Origin of the sequence: Flavobacterium sp. SORGH_AS_0622 (assembly GCF_030818825.1) — a bacterium.
Taxonomy (GTDB): domain Bacteria; phylum Bacteroidota; class Bacteroidia; order Flavobacteriales; family Flavobacteriaceae; genus Flavobacterium.
Map to the genome: position 1 here is coordinate 2,645,552 of NZ_JAUTAX010000001.1, position 18,883 is coordinate 2,664,434.

Sequence of the window (18,883 nt, forward strand, 5' to 3'; positions counted from 1 at the left end):
AAATTCCTTTTTTCTTATTTAGGGGTTGTCGGGTCTTTTTTATTAGTCTCAGTTTCCAGCTGCAGTTTCAGTTTTCCATTTTTGTAGAAACTTGGAGCTGCATTCCCACAGAGACTTCTATAACAGCAAGTTAATTTTTAAAATCACAATTTGTCTTTTCTTTCTTTCAATTTGTGTTTACTATTATTAGCTTTGCATTTCTCAAATTTAATGAAAATTAGATTTAAATACTATCAATAGTTATAAACAAAATGATGTCAATAATTACCCTTACTACAGACTACGGCTTAAAAGATCACTTTGTGGGGTCGCTGAAGGGTAAAATACTTTCTGAAAATCCAGAGGTTCAAATAATTGACATTTCTCATGACATTGATCCCTTTAATACTGCAGAAGCCAGTTATGTAATTGGCGCCTCTTATTTAAGCTTCCCGAAAGGAACTGTACACCTTATTGGCGTCGATATTGAACGCAATAAAGAGAACCAGCATATCGCCATGCAGTGGAATGACCACTATTTTATTTGTGCCGATAATGGAATTCTGAGCATGCTTACGCAGAAGATCGTACCGCAAAAAATTGTTGCGATCAATATTCATGACCGTTTCCCGATAGAGTCAACTGATATGGATATCTTTATTCAAGTGGCTTCTCATTTATCAAAAGGCGGTTTATTGAATGTAATTGGCAAAGAAATTACTTCAATAAAAGAAGCGACTGAACTTCAAGCTATTGTTGCCGACGACGGAAACTCGTTAAAAGGTTATATAATTTATATTGATCATTTTGGAAACGTTGTCACTAATATTTCAAAGAAACAATTCTTAGAAGTTTCACGCGGACGCCAGTATGAAATTGTAATGAAACCTAAAAATATCAAAACGATTCTGCCTAATTATTCGGCTATTGCAACTTCTGATAAATATCCGATTAAAACGTATGAAGGAGAGAAACTGGCGATTTTTAATGAAGCTGGTTTTCTTGAAATCGCAATATTTAGAAGCAATCCTTCTAAAGTAGGTTCTGCTAATAGTTTGCTAGGATTGAATTATCGTGATGTGATTACGATTAAGTTTTCGTAAATAATTTTAGATTTTAGTCCCGATCCCGAAACCTCGGGACGGGATAAATTTTAGATTAAGGAAACTCTAAAGTTTGGAATTTGAAATTTCTCTATTGGAATTTTATTTTTTTATAAAAACAACCATCAAATTTGGTACTTTTGCGCACCTGTAAGACTTTATACAATTTAAAAAAATCTAAAATTTGAACTATCAAATTTAAAATAACAACATGTTTGTCAGAATAGTAAAAATGAGTTTTCATGAAGAAAAAATTCCTGATTTTCTCGAGAATTTTGAATCCGTGAAAGAAAAAATAAGAAATGCTGAGGGAAATCGTTTTTTAGAACTGTATCAGGATAAAAATGATAAATGCATCTTTTTCACTTACAGTTATTGGGAAACCGAAGCTGATTTGGAAAATTATAGGAATTCTGAGCTTTTTAATATGGTTTGGGATTTTACAAAAAAATTTATTCAATGCAAAGCCAGAAGCTTGGAGCGTGGATAAATTGGTTAGTTTAAAATAGTTTAAAGTTTCAAGTTTCACGTTAAGCAGGCAACTTGAAACCTTAAACATGAAACAATAAAAACAAAACACGAATGAAATCAATCATTTTAAGAGAAATAAAATCTTTTTTTGGCTCTCCTATCGGCTATTTGGTTATTGCGATTTTTTTAATCAGCAACGGACTATTTTTATGGGTTTTTGAAGGAGATTACAATATTCTAAATACAGGTTATGCCGATTTAACTCCGTTTTTCACTTTAGCGCCTTGGATTCTAATTTTCTTAATTCCAGCCGTAACTATGAGAAGTTTCTCTGACGAAAAGAAACAAGGAACTTTAGAATTGTTACTGACAAAACCTTTATCAATCTGGGAAATTGTAAACGGAAAATTTTTCGGCTCTTTTCTTTTGATTATTTTGGCAATTGTTCCGACACTTATTTATGTAAAAGTAATTTCATATTTAGGTTTGCCAGAAGGTAACATTGATATGGGAAGCACAATTGGTTCGTATTTCGGATTGTTATTTTTAATCGCTTCTTATTCAGCAATCGGGATCTTCACTTCTACCCTTTCAGAAAATCAGATTGTCGCTTTTATTATTGCTGTTTTCTTATGCTTTTTCTTGTATTTTGGTTTTGAAGGTTTAAGTTCTTTAATTCCTGGTTCAAACAATTTTATTTCAGTTTTAGGAATGCAGAATCACTTTAAAAGCATGAGTCGTGGTGTAATTGATACACGCGATGTTATTTATTTTTTAAGCATTACAATCGCTTTTCTATCTTTTACTGTTTACCAATTAAAATCTTATAAAGCGTAATGAAAGCATCTACAAAGCAAAATTTAAAAACATTAGGCATTACTATATTCATTTTAGTTGTTTTAAATGTACTTGGTACCCTATTTTTCCAGCGTTTTGATTTAACGAAAGACAAACGTTATACACTGTCTCCTACTTCATTAGGAATTGTAAAACAAGTTGAGAATCCGCTTTCTATAAAAATTTATATGGCTGGCGATCTTCCAGCAGATTTTAAACGTTTGCAGCAGGAAACCAAACAATTATTAGAAGAATTTCAAGCGTACAATAAAAATATTGTTTTCGAATTTGTTGATCCTTTAGAAAATGAAGAAGAAAGTGACGAACTTACGAAATCGCTTTTCAAAAAAGGATTAACGCCAGTAAACATAACTGTTGACGATAAAGGAAAACAATCTCAAGCAATGGTTTTTCCTTGGGCAATTGCGGTTTATAACGGAAAAGAAGTTAATATTCCATTACTAAAAAATATAATGGGTGCTTCGACTACACAAAAAGTAATGGGATCGATTCAGCATTTAGAATATTCTATCGCAGATGCCATCAATAAAATTACTAAAAACAAACAGAAAAAAGTTGCAATTATAAGAGGTAACGGTGAATTGAAAGAAATTCATATCGCTAAAATGCTGCTGCAGATTAGAGAAAGTTATTTCATCGGACCATTTACATTAGATTCTGTTGCAAAAGATCCAAATGGAACTTTAAATGCGCTAAAAAAATACGATTTAGCCATTATCTCAAAACCAACAGAAAAATTCACTGACGAAGAAAAAGAAGTTCTGGATCAGTTTATAATGAACGGAGGAAAAACAATTTGGTTAATTGACCAAGTTGCTGCCGATATGGATAGTTTGTATAATGATATGGGCGCCACTTTAGCATATCCGAGAGATTTAAATTTGAACGATATGTTCTTTAAATACGGGTTCAGAATTAATCCTGATTTGATAAAAGATGAACAAGGAAGTCCAATAAAACTGGCAACCGGAGAACAAGGAAGCGCAACTCAATATCAGGATTTTGTCTGGAAATTTGCTCCTCAGGTTTACCCAGCAAGCCAGCACCCGATCGTTAAAAATCTTGGCGGTATTAAATTCGATTTTGCAAGTCCGATTGACACTTTAAAAAATGGAATTAAAAAAACTGTTTTACTGCAGTCTTCTCAATATTCTAAAACCATCGGTTCGCCCGCAGAAATTAATCTGAATATGGTAACCGAAAAATCTACTCCAGAAGAGTATTTGAATAAAGGAAACTTACCTCTTGCCGTATTATTAGAAGGATCTTTTCATTCTGCTTTTGAAAATAGAGTATTGCCATTTAAAGACAATTCTTTTACCGCAAAAGGAAAACCAAATAAAATGATTGTTATTGCTGACGGAGACTTGGCAAGAAATCAATTAGACAAAAACAGAATGCCTGTAGAATTAGGTTACGATCAAAGAACTGGAAATCTTTACGACAATAAAGACTTTATCATGAATTGCATCAATTATCTGCTGGATGATACTGGACTTATTAACATTAGAAGTAAAGATGTGGAGCTGCCTTTATTAGATAAAGAAAAAGTTTACGAAAGCTACACTAGGACCCAATTCATAACTATCGGAGTTCCAATTCTAATTTTATTAGTTTTTGGACTTGCCTTTACCTTTATCAGAAAAAGAAGGTACAGTAACTAGATGTTAATAAAAAAATGTAATACTTTGGATTGTTTAAGATATATTTGTAATCCGTATATTTAGCCCTTTATTTGCTAAAAGATCCATCAAAAAATAAAATAAAACAGATGAAATTTATAGTATCGAGTTCGTACTTATTAAAACAATTACAAGTTTTAGGTAGTGTAATCAATAGCAACAACACGTTGCCAATTTTAGACAACTTTTTATTTGAACTAAACAATAGTGAGTTAACAGTTTCGGCTTCAGATCTTGAAACGACAATGTCGGCTACATTATCGATCGATTCTACAAGTAAAGGAAGCGTAGCTGTACCAGCTAAACTTTTGCTTGAAATTTTAAAAACTTTCCCAGAACAGCCATTAACTTTTACTGTTGAGGATAACAATACAGTAGAAATAAGTTCAAATTCTGGTAAATATGCATTGGCTTATGCGGCTGGAGAAGAATTTCCTAAAGCGGTAAGTTTAGAAGATCCGTCTGTAACACTTGTTCCTGCAGAAGTTTTGGCAACTGCGGTAAGTAAAACTATTTTTGCTGCTGGAAACGACGATTTACGTCCGGTAATGTCTGGAGTTTTCTTCCAGTTTTCACCTGAAGGATTAATTTTCGTAGCAACTGATGCGCACAAATTAGTAAAATATGCTCGTACAGATGTAAAAGCCTCTCAAGTAGCAGATTTTATTATGCCGAAGAAACCTTTGAATATCTTAAAAAGTATTTTAGGAACTTCTGATGCTGAAGTAAAAATTGAATACAACGATTCAAATGCGACTTTCTCATTTGACAATTATATCTTAATGTGTCGTCTAATCGACGGAAAATATCCTAATTACGAAGCAGTTATTCCAAAAGAAAATCCAAACAAATTAATGATTGACCGTTCTTTATTCTTAAGTTCAGTTAAGCGTGTTGCGATTTTCTCTAATAAAACTACACACCAAATTCGTTTAAAAATTGCTGGAGCTGAATTGAATGTTTCGGCAGAAGATATTGATTACTCAAACAAAGCAGAAGAAAGATTAACTTGTGATTATCAAGGAGATGATTTACAAATTGGTTTCAACTCTCGTTTCTTAACTGAGATGCTGACAAACCTGCAATCTGACATGATTATGCTTGAAATGTCATTACCAAATAGAGCAGGTATTTTAACGCCTGTAGATGGTTTAGAAGAGGGAGAAACAGTTACTATGCTTGTAATGCCTGTAATGTTAAATAGTTAACATTAAAGTTTCTTTCTGTTACAGGGATATTTTTTAGTTTCAGATTAAAGATCTATCATTGTAAAAAAAAAGATATCGCTATTAACCAACCATTTTTTATACCTAGAAACCGCAATTCCTATAAAGAGTTGCGGTTTTTTATTTTAAGGTTTGGTTGGTTTTGTTTCAGGTTTCATGTTTCAGGTTTGTACATATGCTGTATGTTTTTTAACCGCAAAGTTCGCTAAGTTTTTTTTCTAAGCTTTATATGTCTACAAACGCAAAAAGTTCGCAAAGCTCTATGATAACTTTGCGACCTTTGCGAAAAACCTCTGCGACCTTTGCAGTTAAACTTTAAACCAGAAACGTGAAACTTGAAAACCTGAAACAAAATTTTCTGTAACTTTGTAAAATGAAAATAGAAATTTGGTCGGACATCATGTGTCCGTTTTGTTATATCGGAAAAAGACAGTTGGAAACAGCGCTTGCTGTGTTCCCAAATAATGATTTTGAAATTGAATGGAAAAGCTTTCAATTGGATCCAACTATTACTTCTCAGCCAAATATGGACGTTTACACGTTTTTAGCTGAGAGAAAAGGCATGTCAATCGAACAATCTAAAGAAATGCACAAAGGAGTCGTTGAACGCGCTAAAAGTGTTGGTTTAGAATATAATTTTGACAAAGCCGTTATATCAAATTCATTAAACGCCCACCGAATCATTCAATTGGCTAAAACTAAAAATATTGGCGATCGTATGGAAGAAATTTTCTTCAAAGCTTATTTCACTGATGGAAAAGATTTAAACAACGGTCCTACTTTAATTCAATTAGGAATTGAAGCGGGTTTGGAAGAAAATGAAATTAGAGAAGTACTTGAAAGCGATAATTTATTTATAAAAGAAGTACAAGCAGATATTAAAGAAGCTGGTGAAATTGGAGTTCAAGGAGTTCCGTTTTTTGTTTTCGACCGCAAATACGCAGTTTCTGGAGCACAGCCTGTAGAAACCTTTATAAAAACTATTGAAGAAATTCTCAAATAAAAGAAACATTTAAAAAAACGTAAAAGCGTGCTGTCTATATTTAAACAGCACGCTTTTATTATTTAGTTTATTTCAAACTAAAAATTAATGACTACCTCTACCTTTTGAATCTGTTGATTTTGTTGTAGTGCTTTTTCCTCTAGAACCAGTTGATGATTTTTGAGTTTTTCCAGAATCTTTCATTCCAGATTTCGAATCTTTTCTTGAAGTTTCCATGATAATATAATTTTTTAAATTATTGATATACAAAGTTGCAAAATAGGCGATTGATTTTTTTATAGAATTAAATTCGAATCTTATAAAATAAAAAGCAAACAATCATGTAAGATTAAAATTAAATCCTATAATTTTTTTAAATAACTAATTTTCAAATTTGTATATATGCAAAAGTTGAATGTTTATTAATTTAAAATAACAGCTATGAAAACAAATGCCGACAACAGCATTGCTGCAAAAAATCACTTCATATGCAGTAGACCAGATCATATTGATACAGCTCATGAAAATGAGGCAATGGATGAAGAATTCACAACTGGCCAAAATCCTGATACTACTTATAGAAATAAATGTGATCAGTTTTCTGAAGATAGTTATGAAATTATAGAAAGCGGATTAAATCTAGCTGAAGATAATACTTCATTTTCAACTTATGATCAATCAAATCCGTATGATAGTTATAATTTGGATCATGAAGACGAAAAATACTCTAATCCTCCTTATAAAAATCTTGAAAATTAAAAAACCTTTAGTAAATTATGTCGCCAAAAAATGATCAAGAAATAATGAATGAATATTTGTCTAACGAAAGAACTTTGTTAGCGTGGCTTCGTACTGGAATTGGAATAATGGTTTTTGGTTTTGTAGCAGTAAAATTTTCTCTGTTTTTAAGACAGCTTCCCGCTAAATATTTAGCAGAAACTGTCCCTCCAAATAGTAATTTTACTATCTATTTAGGAATTGGATTATTGATTGCAGGCGCTTTAACGATTCTTCTATCTTATTTGCGCTACACTAAAACTGTCAAATTATTGAAACAGGGCAAATACCAATATTCAACTGCAATGCTGACGTTTATAACAATGATGCTTTTTGTTTTGAGTATTTCTCTCATTGCTTATCTTATTATTGCTGCAAGTACATAAATTGTAATTGTCTAATTCTCACATTATCTAATTATTTAAATTATAAAGATGAATTCACCATTATTACAATTTAACGATAAAGGCATTTACTGTCAGCAGGCAGATGTTTATCTTGACCCTTGGCGCCCCGTTAAAAATGCTATTATCACACACGGTCACTCAGATCATTCAAGGTGGGGACATCAAAATTATATTACTCATTACACCAATGTGCCTATCATTAAACATCGTCTTGGCGATATTAATGTAACAGGGAAAAACTGGAACGAAACTTTTACGATAAACGGCGTAAAATTCTCTTTTCATCCTGCTGGCCACATAATTGGTTCTGCTCAAATAAGAGTAGAATACAAAGGTGAGATTTGGGTATTTACAGGAGATTACAAAACAGAAGACGATGGAATTTCTGTCCCTTATGAAGTCGTAAAATGCCATTCATTTATAACGGAATGTACATTTGGACTTCCCGCTTTTAAATGGGAACCGCAGACAGATGTAATGACCGATATTAATAATTGGTGGGCAGAAAATCGCGCTGAAGGAAAAACCTCTGTTCTATTTGGTTATTCGTTAGGAAAAGCACAACGTTTATTAAAAAATTTGGATCCAAATATTGGAAGAATTTACACTCATGGTGCAATCGAAAATATGACCGAAGTTGTTCGTCCGTTAATTGATTTACCTGCAACAATTCGAGTAACGCCTGAAACTAAAAAAGAAGATTTGCTGGGAAGTATCGTTATCGCACCTCCAAGCGCGCATGGAAGTACTTGGATTAGAAGGATGACGCCTTTTGTAACAGGTTCAGCAAGCGGCTGGATGGCTTTTAGAGGAGCCAGACGCAGACGAGCCGTTGACCGCGGATTTGTTCTAAGCGATCATTGCGACTGGACAGGATTATTAGAAAGCATTCAAGCGACAGGCGCAGAAAAGGTAATCTGCACACATGGATATTCGGATATATTCTCAAAATATTTAAGAGAATTGGGTTACGACGCCAGAACCGCCCACACACAATACGAAGGAGAAACGAATGACTCTGAAGAAAACTGAAAGGAGTTTTGAATTGTGAGTTTTGAATTGTGAGTTGTGAATTGTGAGTTGTGAATTGTGAGTTGTGAATTGTGAGTTGGGAGTTGTGAGTTGTCAATTTATTCAAAATCACACCCTAAACATCAATCACCAATACAGAGGATTAACTAAACAGCAATAAACAATAAACCATTAACTATTAACCATCAACCATTAACCATCAACCATCAACCATCAATTAAAAAACTATGAAAAACTTTGCCGAGCTTATAAAAACCCTGGATAGTTCTAATAAAACATCGGTAAAAGTTGATGCTTTAACGAATTACTTTCAAAAAGCCAGCGATGAAGACAAAGTCTGGACAATAGCTATTCTTTCGCACCGTCGCCCTCCCCGACCTGTTAATACAACTTTATTACGATTGTGGGCAAACGAACTGGCGAATATTCCGCTTTGGTTGTTTGAAGAAAGTTATCATATTGTTGGTGATTTAGCCGAAACTATTGCATTGGTTATTCCAACTACTAAAGAACATTCTGATAAAAGTCTGACGGAATTTCTACAAGAAATTATCGCTTTAAAAAAGAAAACCGATATTGAAAAAAAAGAATATCTCCAGACCAACTGGCTTAATTTAAATTATTACGAAAGATTCGTTTTCACAAAGTTAATTACAGGTAGTTTTAGAATTGGTTTAAGTCAGAAATTAATGACTCGAGCACTTTCTAAATCTGAAAATATTGACGAAGATACTCTTGCATACAAATTAATGGGAGATTGGAATCCGAACACGATTACTTTTCAAGAATTAATTTTAGACGAAAGAAGCAGCGATTATTTATCAAAACCATATCCGTTCTATTTAGCTTATCCAGTTGAAGGAGAACTTTCGAATCTTGGAAATCCAGAAGATTGGAGCGCCGAACATAAATGGGACGGAATTCGATCTCAAACTATTATTAGAGATAATGAAATTTACGTCTGGAGCCGAGGCGAAGAATTAGTAACCGATAAATATCCTGAGTTCAATTCGTTCATCTTAAATATTCCAAATGGAACTGTAATTGATGGCGAGATTCTTCCTTTCATAGATAATCAAATTGGTACTTTTAATGATCTGCAGACGAGAATTGGACGAAAAAATGTATCAGCTTCTGTTTTAAAAAACACTCCAGTTATTATAAAAGCTTATGATTTACTGGAATGGCAGGGAAATGATATTCGAAATCTGCCTTATGAAGAACGCCGTACATTATTAGAAGAATTATTTACGACTTTAATCGGAAAAGATATTCCGCTTCAATTATCAGAAAGACTTAATTTTTCAACTTGGGAAGAAATAACAGCTGAAAGACTAAAATCGCGCGAAATGCGAAGCGAAGGTTTAATGTTGAAGCGAAAAGATTCTCCTTATTTAGTTGGACGAAAAAAAGGCGATTGGTGGAAATGGAAAATTGAACCTTTAACAATAGATGCGGTTCTCACCTACGCCATGCGAGGCCACGGACGAAGATCTAATTTGTTTACCGATTATACTTTTGCCTTATGGCATGAAAATGAAAATAATGAACGTGAACTCGTCACTTTCGCGAAAGCGTATTCTGGCTTAACTGACGCCGAATTTAGAATGGTAGACGATTTTATCAAAAAAAACACTTTAGAAAGATTCGGGCCTGTAAGAAGTGTGACACCAAAATTAGTATTTGAGATTGGTTTTGAAGGAATTGCACTTTCGAAAAGACATAAAAGCGGTGTTGCAACCCGTTTTCCCAGAATTTTAAGATGGCGTCAGGATAAAAAAATCGATGAAGCAAATTCGATCGAAGATTTAAAAAATATGATTTCATAAATGAATAGAGAGCAGTTATTTACAATTGCCAGCAATTGGTTTAAAAATCAAGGCTGGAAACCTTTTCCATTTCAAACTCAGACATGGACTGCTTTCCTGCAGGGAAAAAATGGCTTGCTAAATGCGCCAACTGGTAGCGGGAAAACGTATGCACTTTGGCTGCCTATAATTCTAAATTATATTAAAGAAAATCCAAACTATAAAACAAAACAAACTCCTGGCTTAAAAGCTATTTGGATTACACCCCTGCGCTCTTTATCAGTCGAAATCAAGCAAGCGGCAGAAAGAGTTATAAATGATTTAGATATTAAAATGACGGTTGGAATCCGTTCTGGAGACACTTCCGCAGCGGAAAGAGCCAAGCAAAAAGGAAGAATGCCAGATTTATTAATTACAACTCCAGAAAGCCTGCAATTGCTTTTAGCCTCAAAAGGATACGAATCTACTTTTAAAAATTGTAATTCAATTGTAATTGATGAATGGCACGAATTACTGGGAACAAAGCGTGGCGTTCAAGTAGAATTAGGTTTATCGAGACTCAAAACAATCGCTAAAAACATTCGCATTTGGGGAATTTCAGCAACAATTGGCAACCTGCAGCAGGCTCAGGAAGTTTTGCTCGGTGTCGATTCTGAGGCTTATCATAATTCTGTTTTAATCAAAGCTGTAATTAATAAAAAAATAAAAGTTGTCTCGATTATTCCAGAGAAAATGGATACTTATCCTTGGCGAGGACACATGGGCTTACATTTAATTGATGAAGCAGCAAAAATTGTAAAAGCCAGTAAAACAACACTTATTTTTACCAATGTTCGTTCGGCATGCGAAATTTGGTATCAGAGATTACTAGAAAAATATCCTGAATTTGCCGGCGAAATGGCAATGCATCACGGTAGCATTGATCGAGAAACCAGACAATGGGTTGAAAATGCTATTCGAAATGAAGAATTAAAAGTCGTTGTCTGCACTTCTAGTTTAGATTTGGGAGTTGATTTTGCTCCAGTCGAATCTATTATTCAGGTTGGTGGTCCAAAAGGCGTTGCGCGATTTATGCAGAGAGCAGGACGAAGCGGTCATCAGCCAGGAAAAGAAAGTGTTATTTATTTTCTTGCCACGCATGCTATCGAACTTATAGAAGCTTCTGCTTTGAAAAAAGCAGTAGAAAACAGTGTAATTGAAGATCGTGTTCCATATCTAAACAGTTGGGATGTTTTGGTTCAGTATCTCAATACTTTAGCGGTTTCTGACGGTTTCTTTCCAGATGAAATTTTTAAAGAAGTACAGGGAACATTCAGCTACCAAGCCATTACAAAAGAAAACTGGAACTGGATACTCAATTTCATTACAAACGGAAGTCAGAGCCTTCATGCTTACGACGAATTCAAAAAGGTAGAAATTGAAGAAGACGGACGTTATAAAATTAACAACCGAATGATTGCAATGCATCATAGAATGCAGATTGGAACAATTGTAGGCGATGCTGTTTTGAATGTAAAATACATGAGCGGCGGTTATATCGGAACTATTGAAGAATGGTTTATTTCGAAATTGAAACCTGGTGATACTTTTATTTTTGCAGGAAAAAAACTGGAATTATTCCGAATTCGAAATATGCAGGTTTTGGTCAAAAAAGCCAGTCCAAAAAAAGAATCAAAAATTGCCAGCTGGATGGGCGGACGCATGGCGTTATCTGCACAAATGAGTGAATTGCTTCGTCAGGAACTATATCGAGCCAATACTGATAATCTTTCACCCGAATTAAAAGCGCTTCAGCCATTGTTTAATAGACAGCGAAAAGAATCGATTGTTCCTGATAACAATGAATTTTTGATAGAAACTTTTAAAAGCCGAGAAGGTTATCATGCGATATTTTATCCGTTTGAAGGACGTTTTGTACACGAAGCGCTGGCAAGTTTATTGGCCTACAGAATTAGTTTACTGCAATCGATCAGTTTTTCTCTGGCTTATAATGATTACGGATTTGAATTGCTTTCTGATCAGGAAATTGATATTGAAGCGGTATTGGATAACAATCTATTATCAACAGAATATGTACATCATGATTTGCAGAAAAGTTTAAATTCGACGGAAATGGCAAGAAGAAAATTTCGAGATATTGCCGTAATTGCAGGATTGGTTTTTACAGGTTTTCCTGGAAAAATGGTCAAAACAAAACATCTACAAAGCGGTTCTCAATTGCTGTTTGAAGTATTCAGGGATTTTGAGCCTGATAACTTATTGCTGCATCAAGCGTATCGTGAGACCTTCGAACATCAGCTGGAAGAAGGACGTTTGATTTTGGCTTTGGAACGAATTGCCAATCAAAAAATCGTTTGGAAACAATGTCTTAAACCTACTCCATTTAGTTTTCCAATAATTACAGACCGTTTAAGAGAAAAACTTTCAAGCGAAACATTAGCAGAAAGAATTCAGAAAATGACCGCTTCTAACATGAAATAATACTTTATGAAAATTAAAATCAATAACGAAACATTTATATTGCATTGCAATGGAGCTGTTTTTTGGGAAGAAAAAAATACAATAATTATTTCTGATGTTCATTTAGGAAAAGTGACGCATTTTAGAAAACACGGAATCGCTATTCCGCAAAATGCCATTTCAGAGAATTTCAGAAAAATTACAGAAGTTTTAGATTATTTTAATCCAAAGAAAATTATCTTTTTAGGAGATTTATTCCACAGCACCAAAAATGCAGAATGGGATTTGTTTGAAAACTGGGTTTTAGATAATAATCATGAGACGTATTTAATTACAGGAAATCACGATATTATCGATGAAACTCATTATAGAAAAATTGGCGTAATTATAGTTGAAATGTTAGAAATTGATCACTTCTTTTTTACACATCACCCAACTGAAAAAGAGAATTCTTTTAATTTCTCTGGGCATATTCATCCTGGAATTCTCTTGCGTGGTTTAGGTTTACAAAGTCTTAGACTTCCCTGCTTTTTTCATAAACCAAATCAAATGATTTTACCTGCTTTTGGTGAGTTTACTGGAAAGTATTTTCTGAAACCTAATGTTGAAGATATAGTTTATGCTATTGCTGGAAATGAGGTAATTCAGATTAGTAAAGAATAAAAAAACATTATAATATTATGTTATAAAATTGATAATAAGCAATTTATAGCATTTTATTTAAAGTAAAATTTAAAAAATAATCAAAACTAAATTTACTAGGTTTGTTTTATTAACAACAGCAAATCTTTTCCATTTCAGTTAAGATAATCCTTCCAATTGTTCAAAAACTGGGATCAAAGCTTTTCCTTTCGCTGTCAGATAATATTCAATATGCAAAGGCTTTAATTTAATTGTCGTTTTTTCTAAAAGTCCTTCTTCTTCCAATTCTTTCAAAGCGGTAGACAAAGATTGTTTGTTGGAACCCTGAATTTGTCGCAGTAAAGTATTAAATCGTAGAGGTGATTCTACTGCTAAACGAAAAATTTCTGCTTTCCATTTTCCAGATAACATTTTTAAAAGTCTTTGTGCTGGACAAGTTTCTGTTTCTTCCATAATTTATTGGGTAGTCAAGAAAATCTGACCTATTGTTTCGGAATGTTTTTTAATTAAATTTTGTAGAAAACTTAATGTAAAAATATAAAATGAAAACAAAGAAACCTAGCGAAATGACGACCGAGCAACTATTAAAAAGACAGAAAACAATACAATTTATGATATATATTCTACTGGGCGCTTCTATACTTTTACTTTTAATTATCGTGTTTTTATTTCTAAAAAAGGAATTTAGCGCTTTAATTGTAATTCCCTTTTCGATGATTTCAATTATAATTGACAACTCAAATTCATTAAAAGAAATTAAGCGCGAAATCACTTTGAGAGAGATATAATCGTAATCTGACGATAAAATGTGCTGAAATGTCTAATTTAATTTTTTCTTCACGAAAAGTTTTGCAAAAAAAATTAAATTTGATCTCCCTAAATAAGCCATTTACCTTATGATTTTTCAAAAAAGAACATTTTATTTTTTCGCTCTGTTTTTATTTCTTTTCTGTTCTCTGCAAAGTTTTTCGCAAGAACAAAAACCTGTCAAAAAAGAAAGTCCAGGCAGATTATTTAACGACACCACAGCAACAGACAGCGATTACCTAATGGCGATCGAAAAAGCAGGAGAAGTATTAGAATCTGCTTACAATGACATTGATTTTGAAGGTGATACTCATCATCTTTTTGGCGAAATGAAACGCACAGAAAGTAAACTAAACCTTATTTTAGCCAGTTTAAAAGGCGCCAATCCTAATGTGCGCAACCAGCAGATGTACCGCATTGTACTTCAGGAAATCCAGCAAGAATTAGAAGAACAGAATAAAGCTATAAACGCTCGAAATCTTAATCTTGAAAAAATTAAAACCCGCGTAATTGATCTTCGTAAAGACAAAACTTTAATTACTTTACTTAAAGACACCATTCGCCGCAAGCAGTTCAAGAAAGAATTTGCCGATCTTAAAAAGAGATATATTGGTACTGATAGTCTTATGACTAAAAACCAAACCATTTTAAACAATAAGAAGCGATTGACCGTACAGCGAAAAATTGCTGTTTCTAGCGCTTTAATTACAGTTGAAAGTAAACTTGAAAAATCTGGAATCAGCATTTTTAAGAAAGAATATCCAACTTTATGGCAGATAACAGATTCGGCTACCAATAAAAAGGTGACACACAACATTAAAAATAAAATTATAATTGAAGAAAATGTTGCTGCCTATTATCTAGGTTACAAAGCCGGCGGATTGATCACTTTATGTTTTTTCATGGGCCTTTTGTTTTGGTACATTTCCAGAAACGTAAAATATCTAAATGCAAATGGATACAGCGAAAGTCTTTCTCTTTTAAATTTCAAATATTTAAATCGTGGTGTGTTACTGCCTGTTTTAGTAATTGCACTAAACATTGCTGTTGTTACTAATTTATATGCACCAGCATTATTTTTAGAATTAATGCAGCTTCTTTTACTTGGAGTTTTAACTGTACTCTTTAAAAATCAATGGTCTAAAGTTGCTATGCGCAATTGGCTTTTCTTACTCGGATTGTTTTTTGCCCTTTGTTTCTTAGACTTATTTATTACAATAGGGTTATTACAGCGTTTTGCTTTTGTTGCAATTAATATTTTAGGAATTCGATATGGTTTGGTGCAAATTAAAACCCTAAAAGAAGAACTTTATATTAAAGGATTTTTTAAATGGGCAAGCATCATTTTTATCGGATTAAATGGTTTATCAATTCTTTTTAATTTGTTCGGAAGAGTTTCTCTTTCCAATATGTTAAGCCTTACAGCATTTATTTCGCTTACGCAGATTGTCGCTTTAAGCGTTTTATTAAAAATTATTTTAGAGATTATCCTTTTGCAGATTTATACTACGCGAGTAAAAAGAGGCATCGAAAAAATGTTTGATTTCGAAAATTTATCAGATACCTTAAAAAAGCCTTTTATTATCGTAATCAGCTATATGTGGCTTGTTGTAATTGCTTCAAATCTTAATATTTGGGAATCACTTCGTGCTGCTTTTCAAAAAATATTAAACCATCCAAATACTATCGGAAGCATCACATTTACACTTGGTAACATTGTTCTGTTCTTTATTATTATTTGGGTTGCGCATTTATTGCAAAAGTATGTGGCGTATTTCTTTGGTGAAATTGATGATGAAAACGAAGAAAACGTCAACAAAAGACAGCATTCAAAATTATTAATTACCCGATTAGTAGTTTTAATAAGCGGATATCTGCTTGCGGTTGCGGCGTCAGGAATGCCTTTAGACAAATTAAGTATTTTATTAGGAGCTTTAGGTGTCGGTGTCGGACTTGGTCTTCAAAATATCGTCAGCAACTTTGTATCGGGAATCATTTTGATTTTTGATAAACCGATTCAGATTGGTGACGTTGTTGAAATTAGTTCAGAATCTGGCCGCGTTAAATCTATGGGACTGAGAACTACCAAAATTAATGCGCCAAACGGTGCCGAAATTATTATTCCGAATGGTAATTTATTATCTCAAAACATTACCAATTGGACCTATACTGATAATTTCAAACTTGTTGAAGTTACTTTTGAAATCGTTGGTGAAACCGTTCCAGAAGAAATCAACTTAGTTGTAAACGAAACACTTGCTAACTTGCCAATGGTAAATAATGCAAAACCATCTCAGATTTATTACAGCGCTATTTCTGACGGAAAATATAAACTTCTGATCAAATTTTGGTGTAGTATTTACAGAACCGAAGAAACTATAAGTTTGGCAAGACAAGAATTATATAATAGTTTTAAAAACAAAGGTTTACATTTCTCTAGTTAAATAAAAAAGCGTTAACCATTTTTAAAATAAAGCTGCAACTCTAAAAAAGTTGCAGCTTTATTTTTTTAGATAATCCATAAAAGTTACGCAAAAAATAAAAAAATAAATATCTAACAGTATGATTAGAATCATGTTTTGAAAAAAATGATGATAATACATTTACCCTATTCAAATTATAAGCTAAAAGCATTTCAAATAAACTTGGATTAAATTTAAAATTAAAGAAGAAGGTTCTGCTCATAGGAATGTCGACATATATCCGTGATTTGGATTATCTACCAGATACTGCAATGGTTGAAGCTTGCGTAGCTATAAATGAAAATATTTTAATGGCTTGCCCGGCGTGTCGAGAGCAGACCTTCTTATTTTAGGAAGTCTAATGAATATTGCCACTTTTTGTTAAAATCTGATTTCCATCAGTAACTTTTATTTATCTTTTGGAATAATGTACAAACAATGAATCTAATAAATTAGATCGGGGTTTTGGAAATGAAGGCGAAAGCGATCGAGCGAATTAAATTGATAAAAAACTGCGTTAAGTCCAGTGATTTAAGCAATTTTCACTTAAAACAACTCTCAATAAAAACCTTAAAACCAAATAATTAAAAAATTAATCTCATAAATACTTGTATATATGACCAATCGGTCATATATTTGCATCATCAAATACAATCTATCATGACAAAAGGGGAAGAAACCAAACAATTTATTATAGAAAAAGCCGCTCCTATTTTTAATACAAAAGGAATTGCAGCTACTTCTATGAGCGATATTATGGAGGCGACCAAATTGTCTAAAGGAAGTATGTATGTTCATTTTGAAAATAAAGATGTTTTGGCCTGCGCTGCCGTAGACCACAATATGAAAATATTAAGTACAAAACTTCAGGCGCAATTAAGTCAGGGGAAAAGTGCCAAAGAACAGCTTTTGGCTTATATCGATTTTTTCAGCAATCCACTTAATCCACCTGTTAGCGGCGGCTGTCCGTTATTAAATTTTGGAACGGAAGCTGACGATACTAATCCGATTGTAAAAGAAAAAGTGAACACAGGTATTAAACGAGGACAAGAGCTTTTATCTGCTATTATAGAAAAAGGAATTGCTGATGGAGAATTTAATCCGAAATGGAAAGGATCAGAATTTGCCACTGTGCTTTTTGCCATGCTTGAAGGCGGTCATTTAATGTCGCGCATGTCTGGCAATAATGATAATATGAAAACAATAGAAGAAACACTTAAAAAAATTATATCTGAAAACTCGATATAATTTTTTTTACCATAAAAATGACCGATCAGTCACATTTTTCAATTAATTAATTATAAAAACAATTACCATGTCAAAAACAATTTTAATTACAGGAGCTTCAAAAGGATTTGGAAGAACTTGGACAGAAGCTTTTTTAGCTAAAGGATACAATGTAGCAGCAACTGCTAGAAATCTAGATACTTTAAACGATTTAAAAGAAAAATACGGGAATACGATTCTACCTTTACAATTGGATGTAAATAATAGAGAGGAATCTCTTCAAGTAATACAAAAAGTAAAACAGCATTTTGGAACAATTGACGTTTTAATAAACAACGCAGGCTACGCACTTACCGGCGCGGTTGAAGAAGCTAGTGAACAGGAAGCAAGAGAACAATTTGAAACTAACTTTTTTGGAACTTTGTGGTTAACACAAGCCGTTTTACCTATTATGAGAGAGCAAAAAAGCGGGCATATTATTCAAGTTTCTTCTATTTTAGGATTGGCAACTTTACCAGCCACAATGGGACTTTACAGCGCTTCAAAATTTGCTATTGAAGGTTTAAGTGAAACTTTAGCTTCGGAAGTAAAACAATTCGGAATCAAAGTAACGATACTAGAACCAAACGGATACGCGTCAAATATCTGGCACACTGGAATTAACAGCGAAAGTTTACCTGTTTATGATGAAATTAAAAAAGCTATGGCGGCATCAGAAAATATATTCGGAAAAGTTGAAGCAACAGCTCCTATAATTGTAAAATTAGTCGAAAACGAAAATCCTCCTTTACGATTATTACTTGGAAAAATAGCGTTGCCATTTGTAAAACAGAGCTATGAACAAAGATTAGAAAATTGGGAGAAATGGAACAATGTTTCTGTTGAAGCTCATGGATAAATAAATCTTGATTTATAGCATTTTCAATTACAAAATTAAAAGTTCCAGAAAAAAACTGGGAC

General features: G+C 33.1%; 16 protein-coding genes and 1 pseudogene. 15 read left to right on the forward strand and 2 right to left on the reverse strand.

Annotated features, from left to right (window positions below):
* Positions 1-254: 254 nt before the first annotated feature.
* From QE431_RS11600 to QE431_RS11625, 6 genes and pseudogenes are all read left to right on the forward strand, one after another.
* Positions 255-1,082, forward strand: coding sequence for an S-adenosyl-l-methionine hydroxide adenosyltransferase family protein (locus tag QE431_RS11600; protein ID WP_057115025.1), 828 nt, complete (start codon positions 255-257; stop codon positions 1,080-1,082).
* A 211-nt stretch (positions 1,083-1,293) separates the two neighbouring features.
* A pseudogene (locus QE431_RS11605) lies at positions 1,294-1,591 on the forward strand (putative quinol monooxygenase).
* 73 nt (positions 1,592-1,664) lie between these two features.
* Positions 1,665-2,390 (forward strand): gliding motility-associated ABC transporter permease subunit GldF, encoded by a 726-nt coding sequence (gldF, locus tag QE431_RS11610; RefSeq protein ID WP_307295945.1) that lies wholly within the window; start codon positions 1,665-1,667, stop codon positions 2,388-2,390.
* On the forward strand, positions 2,390-4,075 hold the full coding sequence (gene gldG / locus QE431_RS11615; protein WP_307295946.1) for a gliding motility-associated ABC transporter substrate-binding protein GldG: 1,686 nt from the start codon (positions 2,390-2,392) through the stop codon (positions 4,073-4,075). The genes gldF and gldG overlap by 1 nt, the downstream gene beginning before the upstream one ends.
* Positions 4,076-4,182: 107 nt before the next feature.
* Positions 4,183-5,301: a DNA polymerase III subunit beta gene (gene dnaN / locus QE431_RS11620; RefSeq protein WP_307295948.1), complete on the forward strand. Its 1,119-nt coding sequence runs from the start codon at positions 4,183-4,185 to the stop codon at positions 5,299-5,301.
* A gap of 391 nt (positions 5,302-5,692) precedes the next feature.
* Positions 5,693-6,322: a DsbA family protein gene (locus QE431_RS11625; RefSeq protein WP_057115021.1), complete on the forward strand. Its 630-nt coding sequence runs from the start codon at positions 5,693-5,695 to the stop codon at positions 6,320-6,322.
* A gap of 84 nt (positions 6,323-6,406) precedes the next feature.
* Here QE431_RS11625 and QE431_RS11630 read toward each other — a convergent pair whose 3' ends face one another.
* Positions 6,407-6,538, reverse strand: a complete 132-nt coding sequence (locus tag QE431_RS11630; protein WP_262487354.1) for a hypothetical protein — start codon at positions 6,536-6,538, stop codon at positions 6,407-6,409.
* A gap of 204 nt (positions 6,539-6,742) precedes the next feature.
* Between QE431_RS11630 and QE431_RS11635 the strand changes: the two genes are divergently transcribed.
* The 6 genes from QE431_RS11635 (at position 6,743) to pdeM (ending at position 13,448) form a co-directional block, all read left to right on the forward strand.
* Positions 6,743-7,060, forward strand: coding sequence for a hypothetical protein (locus tag QE431_RS11635; RefSeq protein ID WP_057115019.1), 318 nt, complete (start codon positions 6,743-6,745; stop codon positions 7,058-7,060).
* A gap of 17 nt (positions 7,061-7,077) precedes the next feature.
* The gene (locus tag QE431_RS11640; RefSeq protein ID WP_307295951.1) at positions 7,078-7,464 is read left to right on the forward strand and encodes a YidH family protein; all 387 of its coding nucleotides are present in this window, start codon (positions 7,078-7,080) and stop codon (positions 7,462-7,464) included.
* Positions 7,465-7,512: 48 nt separating this feature from the next.
* Positions 7,513-8,517 (forward strand): ligase-associated DNA damage response exonuclease, encoded by a 1,005-nt coding sequence (locus QE431_RS11645; RefSeq protein ID WP_307295953.1) that lies wholly within the window; start codon positions 7,513-7,515, stop codon positions 8,515-8,517.
* A gap of 227 nt (positions 8,518-8,744) precedes the next feature.
* Positions 8,745-10,346: an ATP-dependent DNA ligase gene (locus QE431_RS11650; protein WP_307295955.1), complete on the forward strand. Its 1,602-nt coding sequence runs from the start codon at positions 8,745-8,747 to the stop codon at positions 10,344-10,346.
* A complete protein-coding gene (locus QE431_RS11655; RefSeq protein WP_307295958.1) occupies positions 10,347-12,806 on the forward strand; it encodes a ligase-associated DNA damage response DEXH box helicase in 2,460 nt (819 codons plus the stop codon).
* 6 nt (positions 12,807-12,812) lie between these two features.
* Positions 12,813-13,448: a ligase-associated DNA damage response endonuclease PdeM gene (pdeM, locus tag QE431_RS11660; protein ID WP_307295960.1), complete on the forward strand. Its 636-nt coding sequence runs from the start codon at positions 12,813-12,815 to the stop codon at positions 13,446-13,448.
* Positions 13,449-13,586: 138 nt separating this feature from the next.
* Here the strand turns inward: pdeM and QE431_RS11665 are convergent, their stop codons facing one another.
* Positions 13,587-13,880: a helix-turn-helix domain-containing protein gene (locus QE431_RS11665; protein ID WP_057115013.1), complete on the reverse strand. Its 294-nt coding sequence runs from the start codon at positions 13,878-13,880 to the stop codon at positions 13,587-13,589.
* A 443-nt stretch (positions 13,881-14,323) separates the two neighbouring features.
* On the opposite strand from QE431_RS11665, the gene QE431_RS11670 reads away from it, so the two are divergent.
* From QE431_RS11670 to QE431_RS11680, 3 genes are all read left to right on the forward strand, one after another.
* Positions 14,324-16,678, forward strand: a complete 2,355-nt coding sequence (locus QE431_RS11670) for a mechanosensitive ion channel family protein (protein ID WP_307295964.1) — start codon at positions 14,324-14,326, stop codon at positions 16,676-16,678.
* Positions 16,679-17,356: 678 nt separating this feature from the next.
* Complete coding sequence (locus QE431_RS11675; RefSeq protein WP_307295966.1) at positions 17,357-17,944, forward strand: TetR/AcrR family transcriptional regulator; 588 nt, start codon at positions 17,357-17,359, stop codon at positions 17,942-17,944.
* A 67-nt stretch (positions 17,945-18,011) separates the two neighbouring features.
* Complete coding sequence (locus tag QE431_RS11680) at positions 18,012-18,821, forward strand: SDR family NAD(P)-dependent oxidoreductase (protein WP_057115009.1); 810 nt, start codon at positions 18,012-18,014, stop codon at positions 18,819-18,821.
* Positions 18,822-18,883: the final 62 nt, after the last annotated feature.